At 73.6% G+C, this 20,901-nt stretch carries 22 protein-coding genes, 1 pseudogene and 1 riboswitch; of the genes and pseudogenes, 14 read left to right on the top strand and 9 right to left on the bottom strand.

All coding sequences use genetic code 11. The features are described 5' to 3' along the window. Positions 1-34: 34 nt before the first annotated feature. From ACSURM_RS03615 to ACSURM_RS03595, 5 genes are all read left to right on the top strand, one after another. On the top strand, positions 35-211 hold the full coding sequence (locus ACSURM_RS03615) for a hypothetical protein (RefSeq protein ID WP_436953396.1): 177 nt from the start codon (positions 35-37) through the stop codon (positions 209-211). A 264-nt stretch (positions 212-475) separates the two neighbouring features. Then, positions 476-1,102: a transcriptional regulator gene (locus ACSURM_RS03610; protein ID WP_436953394.1), complete on the top strand. Its 627-nt coding sequence runs from the start codon at positions 476-478 to the stop codon at positions 1,100-1,102. After that, positions 1,099-2,718, top strand: coding sequence for a pyruvate, phosphate dikinase (locus tag ACSURM_RS03605; RefSeq protein ID WP_436953392.1), 1,620 nt, complete (start codon positions 1,099-1,101; stop codon positions 2,716-2,718). Before ACSURM_RS03610 ends, ACSURM_RS03605 begins: the two co-directional genes overlap by 4 nt. Positions 2,719-2,747: 29 nt before the next feature. Further along, positions 2,748-3,335, top strand: coding sequence for a histidine phosphatase family protein (locus ACSURM_RS03600; RefSeq protein ID WP_436953390.1), 588 nt, complete (start codon positions 2,748-2,750; stop codon positions 3,333-3,335). Positions 3,336-3,473: 138 nt separating this feature from the next. Continuing rightward, positions 3,474-4,064 carry a GNAT family N-acetyltransferase gene (locus ACSURM_RS03595; protein ID WP_436953388.1) on the top strand — a complete coding sequence of 197 codons (591 nt, stop codon included), beginning with the start codon at positions 3,474-3,476 and terminating at the stop codon, positions 4,062-4,064. A gap of 17 nt (positions 4,065-4,081) precedes the next feature. Here the strand turns inward: ACSURM_RS03595 and ACSURM_RS03590 are convergent, their stop codons facing one another. Next, positions 4,082-5,188, bottom strand: coding sequence for an XdhC family protein (locus ACSURM_RS03590; RefSeq protein ID WP_436953387.1), 1,107 nt, complete (start codon positions 5,186-5,188; stop codon positions 4,082-4,084). Positions 5,189-5,329: 141 nt separating this feature from the next. On the opposite strand from ACSURM_RS03590, the pseudogene ACSURM_RS03585 reads away from it, so the two are divergent. Beyond that, positions 5,330-5,511, top strand: a pseudogene (locus tag ACSURM_RS03585) (hypothetical protein); the annotation flags it as partial. Positions 5,512-5,573: 62 nt separating this feature from the next. Here the strand turns inward: ACSURM_RS03585 and ACSURM_RS03580 are convergent. After that, positions 5,574-6,827 (bottom strand): YncE family protein, encoded by a 1,254-nt coding sequence (locus ACSURM_RS03580; protein ID WP_436953385.1) that lies wholly within the window; start codon positions 6,825-6,827, stop codon positions 5,574-5,576. 401 nt (positions 6,828-7,228) lie between these two features. Between ACSURM_RS03580 and ACSURM_RS03575 the strand changes: the two genes are divergently transcribed. Then, a complete protein-coding gene (locus ACSURM_RS03575; protein ID WP_436953383.1) occupies positions 7,229-8,254 on the top strand; it encodes an alcohol dehydrogenase catalytic domain-containing protein in 1,026 nt (341 codons plus the stop codon). A 296-nt stretch (positions 8,255-8,550) separates the two neighbouring features. Here ACSURM_RS03575 and ACSURM_RS03570 read toward each other — a convergent pair whose 3' ends face one another. From ACSURM_RS03570 to ACSURM_RS03560, 3 genes are all read right to left on the bottom strand, one after another. After that, entirely contained in the window at positions 8,551-9,780 is a 1,230-nt protein-coding gene (locus tag ACSURM_RS03570) for a glycosyltransferase (protein ID WP_436960906.1), read from the bottom strand. A gap of 219 nt (positions 9,781-9,999) precedes the next feature. Next, positions 10,000-10,857 (bottom strand): bifunctional 5,10-methylenetetrahydrofolate dehydrogenase/5,10-methenyltetrahydrofolate cyclohydrolase, encoded by an 858-nt coding sequence (locus tag ACSURM_RS03565; RefSeq protein WP_436953381.1) that lies wholly within the window; start codon positions 10,855-10,857, stop codon positions 10,000-10,002. 27 nt (positions 10,858-10,884) lie between these two features. Further along, positions 10,885-10,965, bottom strand: a riboswitch (ZMP/ZTP riboswitch). A gap of 59 nt (positions 10,966-11,024) precedes the next feature. After that, a complete protein-coding gene (locus tag ACSURM_RS03560) occupies positions 11,025-11,390 on the bottom strand; it encodes a nuclear transport factor 2 family protein (protein WP_436953379.1) in 366 nt (121 codons plus the stop codon). A gap of 171 nt (positions 11,391-11,561) precedes the next feature. Here ACSURM_RS03560 and ACSURM_RS03555 point away from each other — a divergent pair, with 171 nt between their 5' ends. The 4 genes from ACSURM_RS03555 (at position 11,562) to ACSURM_RS03540 (ending at position 14,724) form a co-directional block, all read left to right on the top strand. Then, entirely contained in the window at positions 11,562-11,876 is a 315-nt protein-coding gene (locus tag ACSURM_RS03555) for a hypothetical protein (RefSeq protein WP_436953377.1), read from the top strand. Positions 11,877-12,000: 124 nt separating this feature from the next. After that, on the top strand, positions 12,001-13,089 hold the full coding sequence (locus ACSURM_RS03550) for an S-(hydroxymethyl)mycothiol dehydrogenase (RefSeq protein ID WP_436953375.1): 1,089 nt from the start codon (positions 12,001-12,003) through the stop codon (positions 13,087-13,089). Then, on the top strand, positions 13,089-13,718 hold the full coding sequence (locus ACSURM_RS03545) for an MBL fold metallo-hydrolase (RefSeq protein WP_436953373.1): 630 nt from the start codon (positions 13,089-13,091) through the stop codon (positions 13,716-13,718). The genes ACSURM_RS03550 and ACSURM_RS03545 overlap by 1 nt, the downstream gene beginning before the upstream one ends. A 91-nt stretch (positions 13,719-13,809) precedes the next feature. After that, positions 13,810-14,724, top strand: coding sequence for an SDR family oxidoreductase (locus ACSURM_RS03540; protein WP_436953371.1), 915 nt, complete (start codon positions 13,810-13,812; stop codon positions 14,722-14,724). Between the two features lie 33 nt (positions 14,725-14,757). Here ACSURM_RS03540 and ACSURM_RS03535 read toward each other — a convergent pair whose 3' ends face one another. Continuing rightward, the gene (locus ACSURM_RS03535; RefSeq protein ID WP_436953369.1) at positions 14,758-15,228 is read right to left on the bottom strand and encodes a hypothetical protein; all 471 of its coding nucleotides are present in this window, start codon (positions 15,226-15,228) and stop codon (positions 14,758-14,760) included. A gap of 487 nt (positions 15,229-15,715) precedes the next feature. Here ACSURM_RS03535 and ACSURM_RS03530 point away from each other — a divergent pair, with 487 nt between their 5' ends. After that, positions 15,716-16,411 (top strand): L,D-transpeptidase family protein, encoded by a 696-nt coding sequence (locus tag ACSURM_RS03530; protein ID WP_436953367.1) that lies wholly within the window; start codon positions 15,716-15,718, stop codon positions 16,409-16,411. A gap of 16 nt (positions 16,412-16,427) precedes the next feature. On the opposite strand, the gene ACSURM_RS03525 is transcribed toward ACSURM_RS03530, so the two are convergent. Next, positions 16,428-17,630, bottom strand: coding sequence for a Gfo/Idh/MocA family protein (locus ACSURM_RS03525; protein WP_436953365.1), 1,203 nt, complete (start codon positions 17,628-17,630; stop codon positions 16,428-16,430). A 186-nt stretch (positions 17,631-17,816) separates the two neighbouring features. Here ACSURM_RS03525 and ACSURM_RS03520 point away from each other — a divergent pair, with 186 nt between their 5' ends. Continuing rightward, on the top strand, positions 17,817-18,002 hold the full coding sequence (locus tag ACSURM_RS03520; protein ID WP_030607632.1) for a hypothetical protein: 186 nt from the start codon (positions 17,817-17,819) through the stop codon (positions 18,000-18,002). A gap of 116 nt (positions 18,003-18,118) precedes the next feature. Here the strand turns inward: ACSURM_RS03520 and ACSURM_RS03515 are convergent, their stop codons facing one another. Both ACSURM_RS03515 and ACSURM_RS03510 read right to left on the bottom strand, forming a co-directional pair. Beyond that, positions 18,119-19,435 carry a S1 family peptidase gene (locus ACSURM_RS03515; protein ID WP_436953363.1) on the bottom strand — a complete coding sequence of 439 codons (1,317 nt, stop codon included), beginning with the start codon at positions 19,433-19,435 and terminating at the stop codon, positions 18,119-18,121. 116 nt (positions 19,436-19,551) lie between these two features. Next, positions 19,552-20,382 carry an SAM-dependent methyltransferase gene (locus tag ACSURM_RS03510; RefSeq protein WP_436953361.1) on the bottom strand — a complete coding sequence of 277 codons (831 nt, stop codon included), beginning with the start codon at positions 20,380-20,382 and terminating at the stop codon, positions 19,552-19,554. Between the two features lie 123 nt (positions 20,383-20,505). Here ACSURM_RS03510 and ACSURM_RS03505 point away from each other — a divergent pair, with 123 nt between their 5' ends. After that, complete coding sequence (locus ACSURM_RS03505) at positions 20,506-20,892, top strand: PPOX class F420-dependent oxidoreductase (RefSeq protein ID WP_436953359.1); 387 nt, start codon at positions 20,506-20,508, stop codon at positions 20,890-20,892. The last annotated feature ends 9 nt before the right edge of the window (positions 20,893-20,901 follow it).

Genomic DNA, 20,901 nt, shown 5'->3' with positions numbered 1-20,901 from the left:
ATACAAGCCACATCCAGATGATGGTGGTATCCAGATGGTGCAAACATCGAAGATGGTCGTCGGTGGCAACGGGTTCGAGGCCGATGGACTGATCAAGACAGTCGGCCGGACGACGGCCGTCGACGGAGTGAGCCTCTCCGCTCCTGGCGGGCAGGTGCTGGGACTGTCGGGGCCCAACGGCGCCTGCAAGACGACCGTCACGGGCGGGTGATCGCCTCCGGCACACTCACCGACCTCAGGCGCCGGCTCGGCGGACACACGGTCGTCCTCCGCCCGGCCGCCGCCGACCCCGCCGCCGTCATCGCCCGGGTCACGGGCCGGGAGCCCGACCGCTCAGGCCGTCACCCATGTCATGGACGCCTGCCGTGCGTTGCGCGGCGGCGGGCGAGGCCGGTCACGTTCGTGCGGCGCCCCGCGAGCCGGCGACGACCCACGAATCTCCCGCAGCAGAACCACAAGCCCGGAAGGACCACCCATGACCTGGCCCGAAGCCCGCGCGACAAACACCGGCCTGCTCGTGCTGCACGCCCTGCGCTGCGCCGGCACCATCACCCTCGCCCGGCTCCACGCGATCACGGGGCTCGACGCATCCGATGCCGAGTCCGAGCTCATCGATCTGGGGGCCGACGGTCTGGTCACCCGTCTGTCCGGCGACATACCGGGGTGGAGCCTCACGGACGCCGGCCGCGCGGCGGATGCCGAGCGGATCACCCGGGAACTGGAGTCGGCCGGGGCCCGCGAGCGGGTGACGGCGGCGTACGAGCGGTTCCTCGTCCTCAACCCCGAGTTGCTCGACCTCTGTACGGCCTGGCAACTCCGCGCCGTCGACGGCGTCATGAGCGTCAACGACCACGGCGATCCCGACTACGACTCCCGGGTGCTCGCCCGCTTCGCCGACCTGGACCGACGCGCCGCCGTGGTCTGCGCCGAACTGTCCGCGGCCCTGCCCCGGTTCGGCCGCTACCGTATCCGCCTCACCGAAGCCCTCGAACGCGCCCACGCCGGCCAGTTGGAGTACGTGGCCGACAACACCGCGTCGTACCACATCGTCTGGGCGGAGCTGCACGAAGACCTGCTGGCCACCCTGGGGTTGCGGCGATGAGGTGGATCCGCGCGCTCTCCGCCCAGGCCGAGGGGACGGTGAAGTCCCTGGGCGGCAAGGCATTCGGCCTGGTCGTACTGCACCGTCTCGGCCTGCCGGTGCCGGCCGGGTTCGTCATCACCACGGAGGCCTGCCGCGCCTTCCTGCGGGACGGGCGCCTTCCCGAAGATCTCGAGGACGAACTCGCGACGGCCATGACCGACCTCGAACGCTCCACCGGGCGCACCTTCGGGGGGCCGCACAAGCCGCTGGCGGTGTCGGTCCGCTCCGGGGCCAGCGTGTCCATGCCCGGCATGATGAACACGATCCTCAACCTCGGCCTCACGACCGAAGCCACCGAGGGCCTCGCCGCCGAAACCGGCGACCGGGCGTTCGCACTCGACTCACGGCTGAGCTTCCTGACGAGCTTCGCCTCCGCGACCACGAACGCGGACGCCGCCCCGGCCGCCCCCGCGGGGCAACCGGGGCGGCGGGCCGAGGAAGCGTCGCTGACGAAGTCGATCCAAGCAGTCGAGGACCTCGTACGGCGTCGAAGCGGTCGCCCCGTCCCGGACGACGCCACCCACCAGCTCAAACAGGCGGTCGAAGCCGTCTTCTCGTCCTGGGACGCACCCCGCGCGCGCACCTACCGCGAGTTGAACAACATCCCGCACGACCTGGGCACAGCTGTGATCGTCCAACGGATGGTCTTCGGCAACCGCGACGGCGACAGCGGCACCGGAGTCGCCTTCAGCCGCGACCCCAACACCGGCGAGAACGTCCCCTTCGGTGAAGTCCTGTTCGGACACCAGGGAGAAGAGGTCGTCTCCGGGAGATCGACGACACGGCCCCTGCGCGAACTCGCCGAGCGACAGCCGGACGTGTGGACCGGGCTGCTCGACGCCCTGCGCCGGATCGAAGGGCACTACCGCGACGCCTGCTACGTCGAGTTCACCTTCCAGTCCGGGAAGCTGTGGCTCCTTCAGGCCCGGCCCGGCCGGTTCGTGGGCGGTGCCGCGGTCCGCCTGGCCACCGAACTCGTCGACGAGCGACTCATCGGACGGGAGGAGGCACTGCTCAGGGTCTCGCCGGTCCACCTCCGGCACGTGCGCACACCGCGCATCGCGTCCGCCGCGGCGGCCGACGTCCTCGCCCGGGGAATCGGCGCCTGCCCGGGTGTCGCCACCGGCAGGATCGCGACCACCGCGGACGGCGCGGTACGCATGGCCCGAACCGGTCCGGTCGTCCTGGTACGCCCGGAGACCTCCCCGAACGACATGCACGGCCTCGCCGCCGCCACCGGGATCGTCACCGCGCGCGGCGGTCCCGCCAGCCACGCCGCGGTCGTCGCACGCGCCATGGGAAAGCCCGCCGTCGTGGGTGTCGCCGGTCTCGTCGTCGACCCCGACGGCGCCGGCGTGACGGCCGCGGGCCGCACCATTCCGGAGGGCACGCTCGTCACCATCGACGGGACCAGCGGCGACGTGGCCCTCGGCAGGCCCCGCGTCGTCACCGACGCCGCCGACGCACACGTCCACCGGCTGCTCGCCTGGGCCGACGACGCCTCGGGCGACACTTCCGCCCGCGACGAGATCCAACGCCTCGACGCGGCCCACAGGGCCCTGCGCGACCGCTGAACCGACCCTTCCTGACAGGAGAATCCACCATGGCGACCCGGCATGTGTACCTGGTACGACATGGGGCGGCCGACCCCTTCGGCACCCTGACCGACGTCGGGCGGCGGCAGTCGGAGCTGGTCGGGAAGCGCCTGGCCGGCCTTCCGATCGACACGGTCTGGCACTCGCCGCTGCCCAGGGCGGTGCACTCCGCACGCATCATGGGCGCGGCCCTGCCGGGTGCCGTCGTGCGGGAGGCACCGGAGTTGATCGATCACATCCCGCACGTACCGGTCGACGTGCCGCCGTCGTGGGCGGCGTTCTTCGACGGCTACGGCGCCGAGGAAGCCGAGGACGCGCGCCGCCGCGCCGACGCCCTGACCGGCAGGTTCGCGTGCCCCGCCGCGACCGAGACACATGAGGTCCTGGTCACCCACGCCTACCAGGTGGCCTGGCTGGTCCGGGACGCCCTGGACGCGCCGCCGGTGCGATGGCTCGGCCTGAACTGCGGGAACGCGGCGCTCACCGTGATCGAGTACCGCGACGGCACGGCCCCGACGGTCCTGCTGTACAACGACATGGGCCACCTCCCGGCCGAGCTGCGCTGGACGGGATTCGGATCCGGCACCCGCCCCTGAGCGACAGTGCGCACGGACCGCGTCCGACGCGGGAAAACGCCGCTGCCGGGCGATACCGGAGGACGGCCGTGCGACCGTGTCCACGACCTGGTGCGCCGGCCGGACCCGTCCCGGCGGCGCCTGTGCGAGGATGCCGGGATGATCTCCAGCGCCGGTATACCCGACGTCGTACCCGCGGGCCGCATGGCCGGTCACGCGCAGCCCGTGCTCGGCCTGCCGGACGGCCTCCGGCTGCGGCCCTGGCGGTCCGAGGACGCCGAGGCGCTGCTCGCCGCCGGGCAGGACCCCGACATCCGGCGGTGGAACCTGTTCACCGTGACCGACGCCGCGCAGGCCCGCGCCCGGATCGCCCGTATGCACGAACGGTGGCGGGACGAGACCGGCGCGGTGTGGGCGCTGGCCCGGCCGGACGGCCCGGCGACCGGACTCGCCGGGCTCAACGACGTGGACCTGGCGGGCGGTGGCGCCGAACTCGTCTACTGGCTGCTGCCCCGAGCCCGCGGCGCCGGGCTCGCCCTCGCGGCGGTCCGCCGGCTCGCCCGGTGGGCCCTGGACGACCTGGGCCTGCACCGCCTGCGCCTGTGCCACTCCACGGCCAACCCCGCGTCCTGCCGGGTCGCGGAGCGCGCCGGTTTCCGCTACGAGGGCACCCAGCGCAGCGCCCTCCTGCACGCCGACGGCTGGCACGACCAGCACCTGCACGCGAGGGTGGCCGGGGACCCCGAGTAGCGGCCGCCGCAGGGGCGTCAGCCCGCCGCCCGCGGATGGATGGTCCCGCTCGTGCGGCTGAGGGGCGTGCCGGTGCCGCCCCAGCGCAGCGCCACGATCTCCGCCGCCACCGACACCGCCACCTCCTGCGGGGTGCGGGCGCCGAGGTCCAGCCCGATGGGGGAGCGCAGGCGGGCCAGTTCCGCGTCGGAGAGGCCGGACTCGACCAGGCGGCGCAGCCGGTCGTCGTGGGTGCGCCGACTGCCCATCGCCCCGATGTACGCGGCCGGGCGCCGCAGCGCCTCCCGCAGCACCGGCACGTCGAACTTGGGGTCGTGGGTCAGGACGCAGATCACCGTCCGCGCGTCGGTGGGCGTGCCGCGCAGATACCGGTGCGGCCAGTCCACGACCACCTCCACGCCCTCCGGGAACCGGCGGGGCGTGGCGAACACCGGACGGGCGTCGCACACGGTCACCCGGTAGCCGAGGAAGTCCCCGATCCGGGCCACGGCGGCGGCGTGGTCGATGGCGCCGAACACCAGCATGCGCGGCGGCGGCGCGAAGGACTGCACGAACACGGTCACGGTGTCCTCGCGCCGCTCCCCGTGCGGCCCGTAGTGCCTGAGGCCGGTCGCTCCCAGGGCGAGTTCGCCGCGCGCGTCGGCGGCGACGGCCGCGTCCAGCCCCCGGGTGCCGAGGCCGCCCGCGGCCGTCCGCGGCCACACGGCGAGGGTGGCCCCGCGCGGCGCCGGCCCGTCGACCACGGCGGCCACGGTGACCGGCTCACCGGCGGCGACGGACGCGGCGACCGCGCCGAACGACGGATCCCGGGCCGGGGTCACCTGCCGGACCAGCACGGTGATCTCACCGCCGCAGGTCAGCCCGACCGCGAACGCGTCCTCGTCGCTGTACCCGAACGTCTCCAGCCGGGCCGTACCGCTCTCGGCGGCCTCCTGCGCCAGCTCGAACACGGCGCCCTCCACACAGCCGCCGGACACGCTGCCGACGACCTCGCCGTCCGGGCCGACCGCCATGGCGGCGCCGGGGCCGCGCGGCGCGCTGCGGCTGACCTCGACCACCGTGGCCAGCCCGAACGGCAACCGGGCGGCGTACCACCGGTCCAGCGTCGTGAGGATCTCACGCATCGCCCGCTCCGTTCTCGTTGAACGTTCACCCGTCGAAGGTGCCTCGCGGCCGTGCCGTCGTACGGCACCGTCTCAAGGACATGACACCTGGTGCCCAGGCGCGATCCGGGCATCCCTCCGCACCGGCACGGACCGGCCGCCCCGAACGTGGCGAAGCTGGTCGGAGCGGGTCGCCACGGGCTGCTCGTGCGGCGCTCCGGAGACGGCACCGCGCCCACCGGACAGCACCCGCCGGCGTCCTTCCCGCCCGCCCTGAGCCGGGCGGCACCGGCAGCCGTCGGCTGCTGCTCACCGACGCGGACTCCGGTGCCCCGCACTTCGCCCAGTCGGCGGTGTGGCCTCCGGGGTGAGTGGGGCACCCCGGAGACCACGGCTTGAGGGTGTGTCAACTACCGCCGGGGCCGGTCCAGTCGGCCCGCACATGGCCCAGCCGGACGCGCTGCGGGTGGTCGTCGACGGCGATCGACGCCACCTTCCGCCCGGTGGCGAAGTCGATGGCCGTCACCTGGTCGGCGCCGCTCTCGGAGACGACGCAGTCCTTGCCGTCCCCGCTGACCGTCGCCCAGTACGGCTTGGCCGCCGGGACCAGCGGACCTTCCTGGAGCGAGGCGCGGTCCACCACGGCCGCGTAGTCGTCCATGGTGCCCGCCACGCACAGCTTGGTGCCCGCCGGATTCATCGAAATGCCGTGGTGGCGCGAGTCGTTGACCCAGGTGGTGCGGTCCTCGCTGGTCGCCGGGTTCTTCGGCAGCGTCTTCGTCCGGGTGATCCTGTCGGTGGCGACGTCGTACTCGAGGAAGCCGTTGAAGAACGACACCTGGAAGTAGAGCTTGGACTCGTCGGGGGAGAACACGGCCGGGCGGACCGCGTCGGAGAAGTCCTTCAACCCGAAGGCGTCCAGCCGCTGCCGCATGTCGATGACCTTGACCTGCCGGAACGTCGTGGCGTCCACGACCGTGAGGTGCCGGTCGCCCTTGGTCCAGTCCCAGCCGGGGCCGTCCAGGGCGGTGTTGACGTCGCCGATGGACATGTTCCAGAGGTACTTGCCGTCCTTGCTGAACACGTTCTCGTGCGGCTTGTCGCCGGTCTTGAACGACCCCAGCTGCCGGCCGGTGGCGATGTCCAGCACGTGCACGGTGTTGGCGGTGGACGCGGACACCGCCACCCGGGTGCCGTCCGGCGAGACCGCCATGTGGTCGGCGCGGTAACCGGCCACCGGGAAGCGCCAGTCGACCGTCCCGTCGGCCAGGTCGATGGAGACCACGTCCGCGAAGCTCGGCCGGGACACCACCACCGACCGGCCGTCCGGCGTGGAGTACATGTCGTCGGCGAACTGGTCGTGCCCCTCGCCGACGCTGTCGCGGATCGCCTGGAAGTAGATCCACTTGATCGGGTCCGCGTTGATCTCCGCCATCCGCGCGTCCTTGTCCGGGACGACGCTGATCCTTCCGATCCTCGCGTAGTCGCCGGAGGACCGGATGACATCGGCGGTGCCGTCCCAGTTGTTGCCGACGAACAGCACCTCGCGCAGGCCGTCGGGGGCGGCGGAACGCGCGGAGGCCGCGGTCGCCGGCCCGGCGACGACCAGGGCGAGGGCGACGGCCACGGAGCACAGGTGCCTGGTCCTGGAGGCAGCCATGACGGCTCTCTTTCCTCGGGGAAGACGGGGGAGCTGAGGGAAGTCACAGGGAGTCCGGGGCTCCGAACACGGCCGCGTTCGCAGTGAACTTACTGAAAAGTAAGGAGAGGGCGGCCTTCTCGACAAGATGCGTGCACGACACGATTGGACGACCACAGACGATCACGGACGGCCACGGACGTCCACGGACGATGGCGAACGATGGCGAGCCGGCTGGGCGGACGCCACGCTGGACGAGGTGGTGGGTGAACCCGGCGTCGGTCGGCGGGCCGGCGCCCCGACCCCGCTGAGACGGGACCCGCGCGGGTCGGCGGGGGGTGCGGTCCGGCTCGGCGCGCGTGATCGGGCCGGAGCTGGTCTGCTGGTGATGAAGGCTGTCGCCCCGATGCCCGGAGAGCGCCATGAGTACCTACCGCGTAGCCCAGGTGACCGAACCCGACGGCACCTTCGAACTCGCCGAGCGGGAGCTCCGGCCGCCGGGGCCCGGGCAGGTGCGGATCGCCGTGGAGGCGTGCGGGGTCTGCCACAGCGACGCGCTGTTCGTCGGCGCCGGACTGCCGGGCGTGACCTTCCCGGAGGTCCCCGGGCACGAGATCGCCGGGCGGATCGAGGAACTGGGCGAGGGCACCGGGGAGCGCGGCTGGAGCGTCGGCGACCGGGTGGTCGTCGGCTGGTTCGGCGGCGCGTGCGGCCACTGCCCGGCCTGCCGCCGGGGCGACTTCATCGTGTGCGCCGACCTGAAGGTCCCCGGCTGGGCCTACGACGGCGGCTTCGGCGAGCGGACGACCGTACCCGTCGACGCCCTGGCCAGGATCCCCGACGCGCTCTCGGCGGCCGACGCCGGGCCCCTGGCCTGCGCGGGCGTGACCGCGTACAACGGGCTGCGGCGCGGTCCGGCCGAGCCGGGCGACCTGGTCGCGGTGCTCGGCCTCGGGGGCCTCGGCCACCTCGGCGTGCGGTACGCGGTGGCGATGGGCTTCGAGACCGTGGCGATCGCCCGGGGCGCCGAGAAGGCCGACTTCGCCGAGCGGCTCGGCGCCCACCACTACATCGACAGCACGGCATCCACCCCGGTCGCCGAGGCGCTGGCCGCCCTCGGCGGGGCGAAGGCCGTCCTGGCCACCGCCGGCAACTCCGAGGCCATCACCGCGACCGTGGACGGCCTGGCCCCGCGCGGCGAACTGACCGTCATCGGCGCCACGCCCGAACCGCTGGGCATCAGCCCGGTACAGCTGATCATGAGCGGCCGGGCGGTCCGCGGACATCCCTCCGGCACCGCGCAGGACATCGAGGACACCATGGCCTTCAGCGCCCTGCACGGCATCCGCCCGATGACCGAGACGCTGCCGCTGGAACGGGCCGGGGAAGCGTACGACAAGATGCTGGCCGGCGCGGCACGCTTCCGCATGGTGCTGACCACCGGCTGACGCCCGGGGGCTCGCGCCCAGGTGTGGGCGGCTGGGCCGGGTCGGTGGGCGAGCCGGTCCGGGGCGGCGAGCAGCGGCATGGCACGGTGCCCGGCCGTGATCCGAAATCCCCCGGGGTGCCGATGTGCCATGGGGCACGGCCGGGTGCGGGGGCGCGGGCGGCAGGTCCGGCTCGATCGGTCAGCGGGTCGGGAGCGGCGAGCACGGGGGTGGCGCCATGCATGTCCGGGGGCGGGGATGCCCAGGTGCCGGTGTGCCGTCGAAGGCGGCCGGAGGCGAGGGCGGCAGGCCCGGGCTCAGCCGGCGAGCCGGGCCACGGCGGTCAGTACCGGCGCGGTGCCGTCCTCGCCGCGGATCCGGGCGCCCAGGGCCTCGGCGCGCCGTCGGTACGCCGGGTCCCGGGCGGCCCGTGCCAGTGCCGCGGCCAGCGCGTCCACGGTCAGCCGGCGCAGCGGTACGACGGCCGGGGCGACCCCCAGCGCGACCAGCCGGGCGGACCAGAAACCCGCGTCGAACTGCACCGGCACCGGCACCGCCGGCACACCGGCGCGCAGCCCCGCCGCCGTGGTGCCCGCGCCCGCGTGATGGACCACGGCGGCCATCCTCGGAAAGAGCGGCGCGTGCGGCACCTCGCCGATGGTCAGCATGTCGTCCCCGTCGGCCGCGAGCCCGCCCCAGCCGCGCTGGATCACCCCGCGCAGCCCGGCCCGCCGCAGTGCCGCCACCACCCGCGCACTCAGCCGCCCGGCGTCCGGCACGGTGGCGCTGCCCAGCCCGACGAAGACCGGCGGCGGCCCCGCGGCGATGAACTCCTCCACCTCGACGGGAAGCCGGCGCTCGACGTCGTACGGCCACCAGTAGCCGCCCACCTCGAGTCCCGCCCGCCAGTCGGCGGGCCGGGGCACCACCAGGGGGCTGAAACCGTGGTGCACCGGCCAGCGCCGCCGCTCCCGGGCCCGCCGGGCCGCGGTGGCGCCCAGCGGGGGCAGGCCGAGCCGCTCGCGCAGCGCCGGCACGGCACCGGAGAAGACGTGCTCCACGGCCAGGCTCACCCCCTGCCCGGCGAGCCGGTTCACCGGCCCGCCCCAGGCGCCGCCGCCGAGCACCGGCGGGGCGAACTCCCGGGTGGCGGCGAGGGGTTGCAGGTATACGCCCAGGCTCGGCAGCCGCAGCCCCTCGGCGATCGTGTGCCCGAGCGGGGCCAGCGAGGCGGACAGCAGCAGCACCTCGCTGTCCCGCGCGGCGTCCAGCAGGTCCTCGGTCATCCGTCCCACCAGGCGCCGCGCCAGATCCACCACGCGCGCCAGCTTTCCGGCCCCGCTGGCGCTGCGGTGCAGACCCCGGCCGCGCGGCGACCGGAGTTCGGCCAGCGGATCCACCGGCAGCGCGTGGAACCGTACCCCCGACCCTTCCACCAGCGGTTCGAAGCGGCCGTGGGTGACCAGCGTGACCTCGTGCCCGGCCAGCGCCAGCCGGTGTCCGAGCCCGGTGTAGGGCGCGGCGTCGCCCCGGGAACCCGCCGTCATGATCGCAACGCGCACAACGGCCAGTATGGCCGCTCCCGTGGCCACGGCGCCCGCCCGTCGGCGCGAATGTCCCATACGTACATGCCGAGGGCGAGACCGCCGCCGAACACCGCGAGGGTCGGCGGGCCCGGCCGATTCACCGGCAGCGAGCTGCCGAGTACGGCCCTGGGTTCCGGCTCCGGCCGGACACCCCGGGCCCTCGCACCCGTACCGCCGCCCCTACGCGCCGAGTTGCCGCCCGGCCGCCGTCACCGTCTGCTCCAGCAGCGTGGCGATCGTCATCGGACCCACCCCGCCCGGCACCGGCGTGATCAGCGAGGCACGCTCCACGGCCGAGTCGAAGTCGACGTCGCCGACGTTCCCCGGGTTGTAGCCCGCGTCGATCACGACCGCGCCCGGCTTGATGTCCTGCCCGCGGATCAGCCGCGGCCGGCCCACCGCGGCCACGACGATGTCGGCCTCGCGGACCGCCGCCGACAGATCCCGGGTGCGCGAGTGGCAGTACGTCACGGTCGCGTCCCGCGCCAGCAGCAGCATGCCCACCGGCTTGCCGAGGATCGCGCTGCGGCCCACCACCACGGCCCGCTTCCCGGCCGGGTCGACGCCGTACTCGTCCAGCAGCCGCACGATGCCGCCCGGCGTGCAGGAGACGAAGCCCGGCAGCCCGAAGCTCATCGTGGCGAACGAGGCGAAGGTGACACCGTCCACGTCCTTCTCCGGCGCGATCGCCTCGAACGCGGCCCGCTCGTCGACGTGGTCGCCCACCGGGTGCTGGAGCAGGATGCCGTGCACCCCCGGGTCGTCCGACAACTCCCGCAGGGTAGCGACGAGTCCGTCCGTCGTGGTGGTGGCCGGGAGGGCGACGTGCCGGGAGGTGATGCCGGCCTCGCGGCAGCGGTTCCGCTTCATGCGGACGTAGGTCACCGAGGCCGGGTCCTCGCCGACCAGCACGGTCGCGAGACACGGTGCGGTGCCGGTGCGCTCGGTGAGGGCGGCGGCCTGCCGCGCGGTGTCCTCCACGATGCGGCGGGCGAGCGCGGTGCCGTCCATCAGACGGGCGGCCTGGGTCTGGGTCATGCTGCACACTCCTGGGACCGGATCGAGTCTTCTCGCCCAGGCGCGCGGCTGACCTCACGGGCCGCTCCCCGGTGGTACTCCACCTCAGCGCCAGTCACGGCCCGCGTACAGCGTAACCGAGCGTGTGTACGACCTCGGGACCACCTTCCTTCCGCCGCCGGGCCGGGCTACTCGTCCCAGACCTGGATGATCAGCTGATCGGTGATCCTGCCGTCCCGCAGCGTGAGCATCGACTCGGCCAGGACCCGGGTGCCGTCCGCGTACTCGCAGGACTCGCTGTAGGCGGCGTGGTCGCCCTGGATGACGCACTGCTCCAGCTTGTGCGTCATGTCGCGGCGGTAGACGTCGTCCAGCAACTCGGCGATCTGTACCCGGCCGTGCAACTCCGTGGGGTGACTGGGCTGGTGGACACGGTCGACGATGCGGATCCGCGCGTCGTCCGCGTAGAGCGACAGAAGGGTGTTGCCGGTATCGCCCTCTATGCCCCGGCGCAGTGTCTCGCCGTCGAAAGCGGAGCCCGTCGCGCTGCCCATGGTGACCTCCTTCAGGCGCCCGCGGCCCGCCGTGAGCGGACCGCCACGGCCCCCCTGACGAGACTCCTCCGCCCCGGCGGCCCCGGCAAGCCCGGCCGCCGCGGTCCGCCTCACGAGTGAGCCCGCCGGGCCACCCGTGTCCGGCCGGAGGACCGGGCCGTTGCTGAGGGCATGATCTCAACACGTCGCATCGCCGCCGCCGTCGGTCTGGCCGCCGGGATCGCCGGCATCGCCGCACCCCAGGCGGACGCGGCGGGCACCGGCGCCCCCGTCGTCGGAAAGCTCGCCGCCCTCTCCACGCTGGACTCGCTCACCGCCGGTGACATCCCGGCCCCGTACCGCGACCGGGTGCCGAAGGTCAGCGAGCAGGTGGGGGAGCTGAAGCACCTGCGGGAACTGAACCAGCTGCGCCAGGTGGAGCAGGTCATCGCCCCCGTGGCGCCCCTGCTCGGCCTGGTGAACGCCGTCCCCGTCCGCCTGCGCTGACCCCCGCCCCGCGCCGCGGCCGACGGCGGCCGGAAAGATCCGCGATCATGTACGTGATCCTTCCCGCTGCCGACCGGTCGCGTCGTAGGGTCGTCGGCGAAGGCATTCGATGAAGGGACAGGCCATGGCGCAGGAAGTACGCGGCGTGATCGCACCGGGCAGGAACGAGCCCGTGCGGGTCGAGACGATCGTGGTGCCGGACCCGGGGCCCGGCGAAGCCGTCGTACGCGTCCAGGCCTGCGGGGTCTGCCACACCGATCTGCACTACAAGCAGGGCGGCATCTCCGACGACTTCCCCTTCCTGCTCGGCCACGAGGCCGCCGGCGTCGTGGAGTCGGTCGGCGAGGGCGTCACCGACGTCGCCCCCGGGGACTTCGTCATCCTCAACTGGCGCGCGGTGTGCGGACAGTGCCGGGCCTGCCTGCGCGGCCGGCCCTGGTACTGCTTCGACACCCACAACGCCCGGCAGAAGATGACCCTCGCCGCCACCGGCCAGGAGCTGTCCCCGGCCCTCGGCATCGGCGCCTTCGCCGAGAAGACGCTCGTCGCGGCCGGCCAGTGCACCAAGGTCGATCCGGCCGTCTCCCCGGCGGTCGCGGGCCTCCTCGGCTGCGGGGTGATGGCCGGCATCGGCGCCGCGATCAACACCGGTGGCGTCGGCCGCGGTGACTCGGTCGCCGTCATCGGCTGCGGCGGTGTCGGCGGCGCGGCCATCGCCGGGGCGAACCTGGCCGGCGCGGCCCGCGTCATCGCCGTGGACATCGACGACCGCAAGCTGGCCAAGGCCCGCACCCTGGGCGCCACCCACACCGTCAACTCCAAGGAGACCGACCCGGTCGAGGCGATCCGCGAGCTCACCGGCGGCTTCGGCGCCGACGTCGTCATCGAGGCCGTCGGCCGCCCCGAGACCTACCGGCAGGCCTTCTACGCCCGCGACCTGGCCGGCACCGTCGTCCTCGTCGGTGTCCCCACCCCCGACATGAAACTCGAACTGCCCCTGCTGGACGTCTTCGGCCGCGGCGGCGCCCTGAAGTCGAGCTGGTACGGCGACTGCCTGCCCAGCCGTGACTTCCCGATGCTGATCGACCTGCACCTGCAAGGCCGCCTGCCGCTCGACGCGTTCGTCACCGAGACCGTCGGACTCGACGAGGTGGAGCAGGCGTTCGAGCGGATGCACCACGGCGACGTGCTGCGCTCGGTGGTGGTGCTGTGATGACCGCGCGGATCGAACGCCTCGTCACCAGCGGCCAGTTCACCCTGGACGGCGGCACCTGGGACGTGGAGAACAACGTGTGGCTCGTCGGCGACGACCGCGAGGTGATCGTCATCGACGCCGCCCACGACGCCGAGGCCATCGCCCGCGCCGTCGGCGACCGCCGGCTGACCGCCATCGTGTGCACGCACGCCCACAACGACCACGTCAACGCGGCCCCGGCACTCGCCGACCTGACCGGCGCCACGATCTGGCTGCACCCCGACGACCTGCCGCTGTGGCAGCAGACCCACCCGGACCGCGCACCCGACCAACACCTCCTCGACGGCCAGGTCATCGAGGCCGCCGGCGCCGACCTCACCGTCCTGCACACCCCCGGACACGCCCCGGGCGCCGTCTGCCTGTACGACCCCGGTCTCGGCACCGTGTTCACCGGCGACACCCTCTTCCAGGGCGGCCCGGGCGCCACCGGGCGCTCCTTCTCCCACTTCCCGACCATCATCGACTCCGTCCGCGACCGCCTCCTCACCCTGCCGGCCGAGACCAAGGTCCTCACCGGGCACGGCGACGCCACCACCATCGGCGCGGAGGCCCCGCACCTTCAGGAGTGGATCGACCGCGGGCACTGATTCCGGGCGCCGCCGAAACACCGACAGAAGATGTCCGGTATTCCCGTGAGAGTGGCAGGGCACAGCACGCACGGCACACGGGAGGCAGGACATGACAGGACCGCTGGACGGCAAGGTGGCGCTGGTCGCCGGGGCGACACGGGGCGCGGGCCGGGGCATCGCCGTGGAACTCGGCGCGGCCGGCGCCACCGTGTACGTCACCGGCCGCAGCACCCGCGCCCGCCGCTCGGAGTACGACCGCCCCGAGACCATCGAGGACACCGCCGACCTCGTCACCGAGGCCGGCGGCCGGGGCATCGCCGTACCGGCCGACCATCTCGACCACTCGGCCGTACGGCACCTGGTGGACCGGATCGCCGCGGAACGGGGCCGCCTGGACGTCCTCGTCAACGACATCTGGGGCGGGGAGAACCTCTTCGAGTGGGACACCCCCCTGTGGGAGCACGACCTCGCGAGCGGGCTGCGGCTGCTCCGCCTCGCCGTCGAGACCCACGCCGTCACCAGCCACTACGCCCTGCCGCTGCTGCTGCGCCGGCCCGGCGGCCTGGTCGTGGAGGTCACCGACGGCACCGCCGAGTACAACCGCGACACCTACCGCGTCAACTTCTTCTACGACCTCGCCAAGGCGTCCGTCCTGCGCATGGCCTTCGCCCTCGGACACGAACTCGGGCCGCGCGGCGCGACGGCCGTGGCCCTGACACCGGGCTGGATGCGCTCGGAGATCATGCTCGACACGTACGGCGTGCGCGAGGAGAACTGGCGGGACGCCCTGGCACGCGAACCGCACTTCGCCATCTCCGAGACCCCGCGCTTCACCGGCCGCGCCGTGGCAGCCCTGGCCGCCGACCCGGACGTGGCCCGGTTCAACGGGCAGTCCCTCTCCAGCGGCGGCCTGGCGCGGGTCTACGGCTTCACCGACCTCGACGGCAGCCGCCCGGACGCCTGGCGGTACCTGACCGAGGTACAGGACGCCGGCAAACCGGCCGATGTCACCGGGTACCGGTGAACTCCCGCGCGGCACAGGTGAATCCGCGTCCACTCAGACGTACCGTCGGCCCGTGACGGACCCGAGTACGGTTGCCCGGGCCGGCCGTGCCACTCGTTCCTCGGGCGGGTCCGCGACGAGGGTGAAGCAGACGACGTCGAAGCGCACCGGGGCCGGCGGGCGCAGACCCGGCAGCCCTTCGACGCCCGCGCCGAGCCGCCGGGCCGGCGCCGCATCGCGCTCCACGATCACCAGCCCGCCCGGCAGCGACGGCACCCGCCGCAGCCGGTCCCGGCCCGGGTCCAGCACCGACATCGCCTTCGCGACGCCGGTGTGCGGGCTGCCCGAGAGCACGTCCAGCGGACCCGGCGCCGCCGCTCCCTGCCGGGAGACGTCCACGGCCAGCCGTTCGCCCGCCCCCTCGCGGCCGATGGCCGGCCCCACCGTGTTCGACATGGTCGCGCCCGTCACGAAGGCCCCGCTGTGCTCCGCGCCCAGTCCGAACAGCTCGCGCGGCCACGCCACCGTCTCCCGCTCCTGGGCCCAGGACCGACCCCGACAGGTTCCGGTCAGATGCGGACGTCAGCCGGTCCCCGGCGCCCGCCCCGGCATCGGGCCGGACGCGGCGACCGGCCGGACCCGCCACCTCCCGGGCGGCGACAGCACGGGCGGCCTGCGGCACCTCGGGAGGCCGGGCCGGATCACCGGCGAGCGTACGGTCCACGCGCCGCGCCCGAGGTCGCGCCGGACGCCCCGCGCCCGGCCCCCTTCACGACGAGCGGACCGGTGAAACCGGACACCCACCCGGCGGCCCCCGGGCCCCGACCCGGGCGGCGGGGCTGTCCGGGGTGTGCGATACGGTCTGGACTTCACCGTTTCGTCACAGCCTGACCGGAACCACAACCATGCCCTCCCCGGCCGCGTCTAGTAGTCCGAGACCGCGGGAATCGAGCTGGGGAGCACCCGGGAGGACCGGGCGAGCAGACCAGGAACCGGAAGGAGAGAGGCCGCCATGGGGGGCATACGCAGACGAGGCGTCGTAGGGCTGGGCGTGACGGGACTGGTGGCGCCGCTCGCGCTCGCCTTCACCGCGGCACCGGCCCAGGCCGCGAGCTGCTCCACGAGCACCGGGCCGTACCAGAAGAAGGTGGAGAAGTTCCTGGGCCGGCCGGTCGACGGCAGGCAGTCCGCCGCCGACTGCACGGCGATCCGGGCATTCCAGTCCAAGCACGGCATCACCCCCACCATCGGCTACGCCGGTCCGGTCACCTGGGGCGTGATGGACCTCATGAACAAGCAGAAGGCCGTCGGCAACAAGCCGAACAAGGACGGCAAGTGCCCGGTGAACAAGGGCCGGATCGCCTGTGTGAACCTCACGCTCCAGCTGAGCTGGATCCAGGACGGCAAGAAGCTGGTCTACGGCCCCGTGCCGGTGCGCACCGGCCGTGACCGCGCCGAGACCCGCACCGGCCTGAAGAAGGTCTACTGGCGGGACATCGACCACGTCTCCAACCTCTACGACGTGCCGATGCCCTACAGCCAGTTCTTCGACGGCGGCCAGGCCTTCCACTCGGTGGGCATCAGCGTGTGGAATCCGCCGGGCTCGCACGGCTGCGTCAACATGACGAAGAAGGACGCCAAGAAGTACTGGTCACTGCTGAGGAACGGCGACGACGTCTTCGTCTACGGCCGCAAGCCGGGCACCTGAGCCAGGACCGGTCCCGTCAGACCGCGGGGGCGTCCCCGAAGTCCGGGATCTCCAGCCGTACACCGCCCTGCCGTGCCGACTCGTGCGCGACGATGCCCGGCAGGGTGTAGCGGGCGGCCACCCACGCGTTCACCGGCGGCAGGGTGCGCCGGGTCACGGCGGTGACGAAGTCGTCCGCCAGGAAGTGGTGGCTGCCCTCGTGCCCGTTGGGCAGGTGGTCGAACTCACGGGGCAGCCGGGACCGGTCGTGCACCGGCGCCGAGCCCGAGGTGAAGGCCGCGCGCAGCTCGGGCGCGACAGCGGCGAGGGACAGGTCGTCGGGCGCGACGGCCCGCTTCGGTTCCAGCAGCTCGGTGATGTCCTCCACACCGCCGCGGTCCTGCCACAGGGCCACCGTGGCGAGCTGCTCCATGCTGGCCTCGGTCCCGAAGAACCGGAACCGGGACTCGCGCAGATACGCGGGGTAGCCGACCCGCCGGAACTCGTTCGTGCGGAACGATCCGCCGCCCGCCACCTCGAACAGCGCGGTGGCGTTGGACACGTCGTTGTCGAACATGCTGACCGAGCGGTCGAAGACACCGTCGGCGCCCTCGTCGCGGACGCCGATCGCCGACACGCTCACCGCGTGCGTCCGCCAGGCCCCGAGCACCCCGCCCACCGAGTGCGTCGGATACAGCAGCGGGGGATAGCTGGCCGTCGCCCGCCAGTTCTCGCCGCCGCTGTACCGGTAGGCGTCGTAGAAGCCCAGGTCCATGTCGTGGACGTAGTCGCCCTCGGCGTAGAACACCCGGCCGAAGGCGCCCTCGGCGATCCGGGTGCGGGCTAGCACGGTCGCCGGGTGGTAGTGGCTGGTCTCGCCCATCATGTACGTCAGCCCGGTGGACCGGACGGTGGCGACGATCGCGGCGACCTCCTCGGCGGTGATCGCCATCGGAACGGCCGAGAACACGTGCTTGCCCGCGTTCAGCGCCTGCATGACCAGCGGGCCGTGGGTCCAGCGCTGGGTGAAGACCGCGACCGCGTCGACGGCCGGCGACTCCAGCATCGCCGCGTACGACGGGAAGGTGCCCGCGAGGCCGTGCGCGGCGACGAGGCGCTCGGCACGCTCGGGCAGGAGGTCGGTGACATGTACGTCCCGTACGCCGGGATGAGCGTGGAAGAGCGCGGCGAACCGGCCGGAGAACTGCCCTGCGCCGACGATGCCGAGGGAGAAAGTCATATGGATCACTTTCGCGACGGGGGATTTTTCGCGTCAAGAGCGCGGCCGGTCACCCCCGGACGCGCGCGGGACCGCCGTTCTCCACGGATTCCCGCTGGGGCTTGACACATTGACGTGATGAGTAACACGGTCCGGAATGTCCGTATCGCTCGCACTTACTCACAGCGCCTTCACCTCGGTCGGCATATGCTTCACAGCATGTCCACCACTGTTGCAGCCGCCTCCGAGCGATCGGCCGCGGAGGTCAACGAGGAGATCCGGGCCCTGTGGCGCCGGTCGGGCGGGACACTGACCACCGAGCAGCGCGCGGAGTACCAGCGCCTCGTGATGGAGTGGGCCGCCGCGGCTCCGCGGTCGCACCGGGCCGCCTGACCGTCCCCGCGCCCACCGCACCGTACCGCCTGACCCACCCGCGCGCACCGCGCCGTACCACCCAGGGCACCCGTCACGACACGGGTGCCCTTTTTCCGTCCGCCTCCGCCTCCCGGTCAGTTCCAGGTCGCCGAGTAGCGCCGCCGGTACGCCCTGCGGTCCCGCTCGGCCCGCAGGTACCGGGTCGCCGCCAGCGCGAGCAGACTGCCCGCGATGACCAGCAGGCCCGGCCCGGCGTTCCGGACGTCCGTCAATAGGGACGGCAGGGCACGGGCCGTGCCCTGGGCCGCCGCGCCCGAGGAGGCCGTGGGGGAGGAGGCGCCCGCCCGGGCGCCGCCGCCCGTGTCACCCGCCGCCGCGACCAGCCGGACACCCAGCGCCGACAGCGCCCCGGTCACCGGCTGGAAGAACGTCGTCCCGCCCGTCGTGCAGTCGCCGTCGCCGCCCGAGGTGACACCGAGCGCGACGCCCTCCGCGAACAGCGGGCCGCCGCTGTCGCCCGGTTCGGCGCACACCGTGGTCTCGACGAGTCCGGTGACCGTCCCCTCCGGGTAGTTGACGGTCGCGTCGAGCGCGGTGACCCGGCCGTCGCGCAGCCCGCTGGTGCTGCCGCTGCGGAACACCCGCTGCCCCACCGCCGGATCGGCCGCCCCGGTGATCCGCACGCCCTTGCCGCCGCCGACCGCCACCACGTCGGCGCCCGCCCCCGCCGTGCCGCCGGAGTACCGCACGAGCGAGAAGTCACTGCCCGGGAAGGCGCTGTCGACCGTGGTGCCGAGCGGCCGGCCGCCCTGGCCGCCGCCGAACCAGGCGGCCCCGGCGGGCCCGCAGTGACCGGCCGTGAGGATGAAGTCGGACCGCCCGTCGGTGACGTTGAACCCCGCCGAGCAGCGCCCGCCGGCCGACAGGATCGGCCGGCCGCCGTTCAGCCGCGTGGTGAAGACGCCCTTCGTCCGTTCCATGTGCACGAAACCGCCGGCCCGGTGGGCGACTCGGCCCAGCCGGGACCAGTCACCGGCGGATACCGTGCGGTCGGCCCGTACCACGACCCGGTTGGCCCGGTAGTCCACCGCCCACGCCGTGCCCGGCACCCGCGGCGCCGAACGCAGCGCCGCCGTCGCCGACTTCAGCTCGTCCATGCTGTGCGCGACGGTCTTCGCCCCGGCCCCGGCCCGGCGCACCGCCCGGGCCGCGGCGCCGTCGGTCACCGCCACCACCGCACGCCCGTCGGCACCGATCCAACTGCCCGCCGTACGGGCGGTGCCGAGCCGCGCCACCAGCGCCGCACCGATGTCACCGGGCCGTCCCGGCACGGCGGCCGGGGCCTCGACCGCCCCGGCGGCCCGGGCCACCATCGCGCCTCCCAGGAGGAGTCCACAGGCCGCCGCCAGACGTGTCACCCGTCGGACGGCCCGTCGTCGTGCGTGCCGCATGCGAGGCTCCCGAAGCCGGATCCGCGACGCCCGTGCGGGCCCGCGGGGCCCCGCCCGGCCGGGGGCCCGCTCCTCCGTACGGCGCCCGCCGCGCGGGTGTTCAGCGGCGGCCGGGCTCAGTCCTTGCGGGCCACCCCGCCGAACATGGCGACCTCCGCCGGCTCCGGCCCGTCCGCGGGCTCCGGCCGCCACCGCGAGCAGGACACCACTCCCGGCTCCAGCAACTGAAGGCCGTCGAAGAACCGGGTGACATCGGCGGGCGTGCGCTGGGTGAGCTTCGGGGTGCCGTGCTCGTTCCAGAACCGCACCGCCTCGTCCACGTCCGGCATCGACGGGCTGGTGATGGTGTGCGACAGCACCAGGTGGCTGCCCGACGGCAGCCGGTCCGTCAACTGCCGTACCAGGCCGTACGGATCCTCGTCGTCGCCGATGAAGATGACCACGCCGAGCAGGATCAGCGCCACCGGCCGGCTGAAGTCCAGTGTCCGCGACGCGTGTTCGTAGATCGCGTCGACGTTGCGCAGGTCCTCGTCCAGATAGTCGGTACGGCCCTCGGGCGTGCTGGTCAGCAGGGCCCGCGCGTGCGCGAGGACCAGCGGGTCGTTGTCCACGTACACGATCCGCGACTCCGGCGCGATGCGCTGCGCCACCTCGTGCGTGTTGTCGGCCGTGGGCAGCCCGGTGCCGATGTCCAGGAACTGCCGGATGCCCAGCTCGCCGGCCAGGTGGCGCACCGCGCGGCCCAGGAAGAGCCGGTCGGCGAGCGCGTACTGCCCGATGCCCGGGTGCAGTTGGCGGATCCGGTCGCCGGCCTCCCGGTCGACCTCGTAGTTGTCCTTGCCGCCGAGCCAGTAGTTCCAGATCCGGGCGGTGTGCGGCTGGTCGGTGTTGATGCGGGCGCGCAGCGAGGCGGCCACGCCGTTGGCGGCTGCCGGGATGTCGGTCACGTGGGTCAGCTCCTGGATGACTGGGGCCTGCGACGGGGGGATGCACCGTGCGGGACGCAATCTAGCGCCCCGGCCGATCTTCGCCGTCTGGACCCCGGGCCCGGCGGGCGGGAGACTGCGCACATGGATCCCACACGGCTCGCCCGGCTCGGTGCCGGCCCCTACCTGCTGCTGACCACCTTCCGCCGGAACGGCACCCCCGTCGCCACCCCGGTCTGGGTGGTCCGGGACGGGGACACCCTCGGCGTATGGACCGCCGACGACAGCGGGAAGGTCAAGCGGATCCGGCGCCGCCGGGATGTCCTCGTCGGCCCCTGCGACCGGCGCGGCAACCCCACCGGCCCCCAGAAGCCCGCCACCGCCGAGATCACCGGCGCCGACACCACCGCCCGCTACCGGTACCTCATAGCCCGCAAGTACGGCGTCGTCGGCCGCCTCACCCTGCTGGGCAGCCGGCTGCGGCGCGGCCTGCGCGGCACGGTCGGCATCCGGGTGACCCTCGGCGACTGAGGGCCACCC

Source organism: Streptomyces sp. SudanB182_2057, from assembly GCF_964272715.1.
Lineage (GTDB): Bacteria > Actinomycetota > Actinomycetes > Streptomycetales > Streptomycetaceae > Streptomyces > Streptomyces rubradiris.
This window is presented reverse-complemented; position numbering and strand designations above follow the sequence as displayed.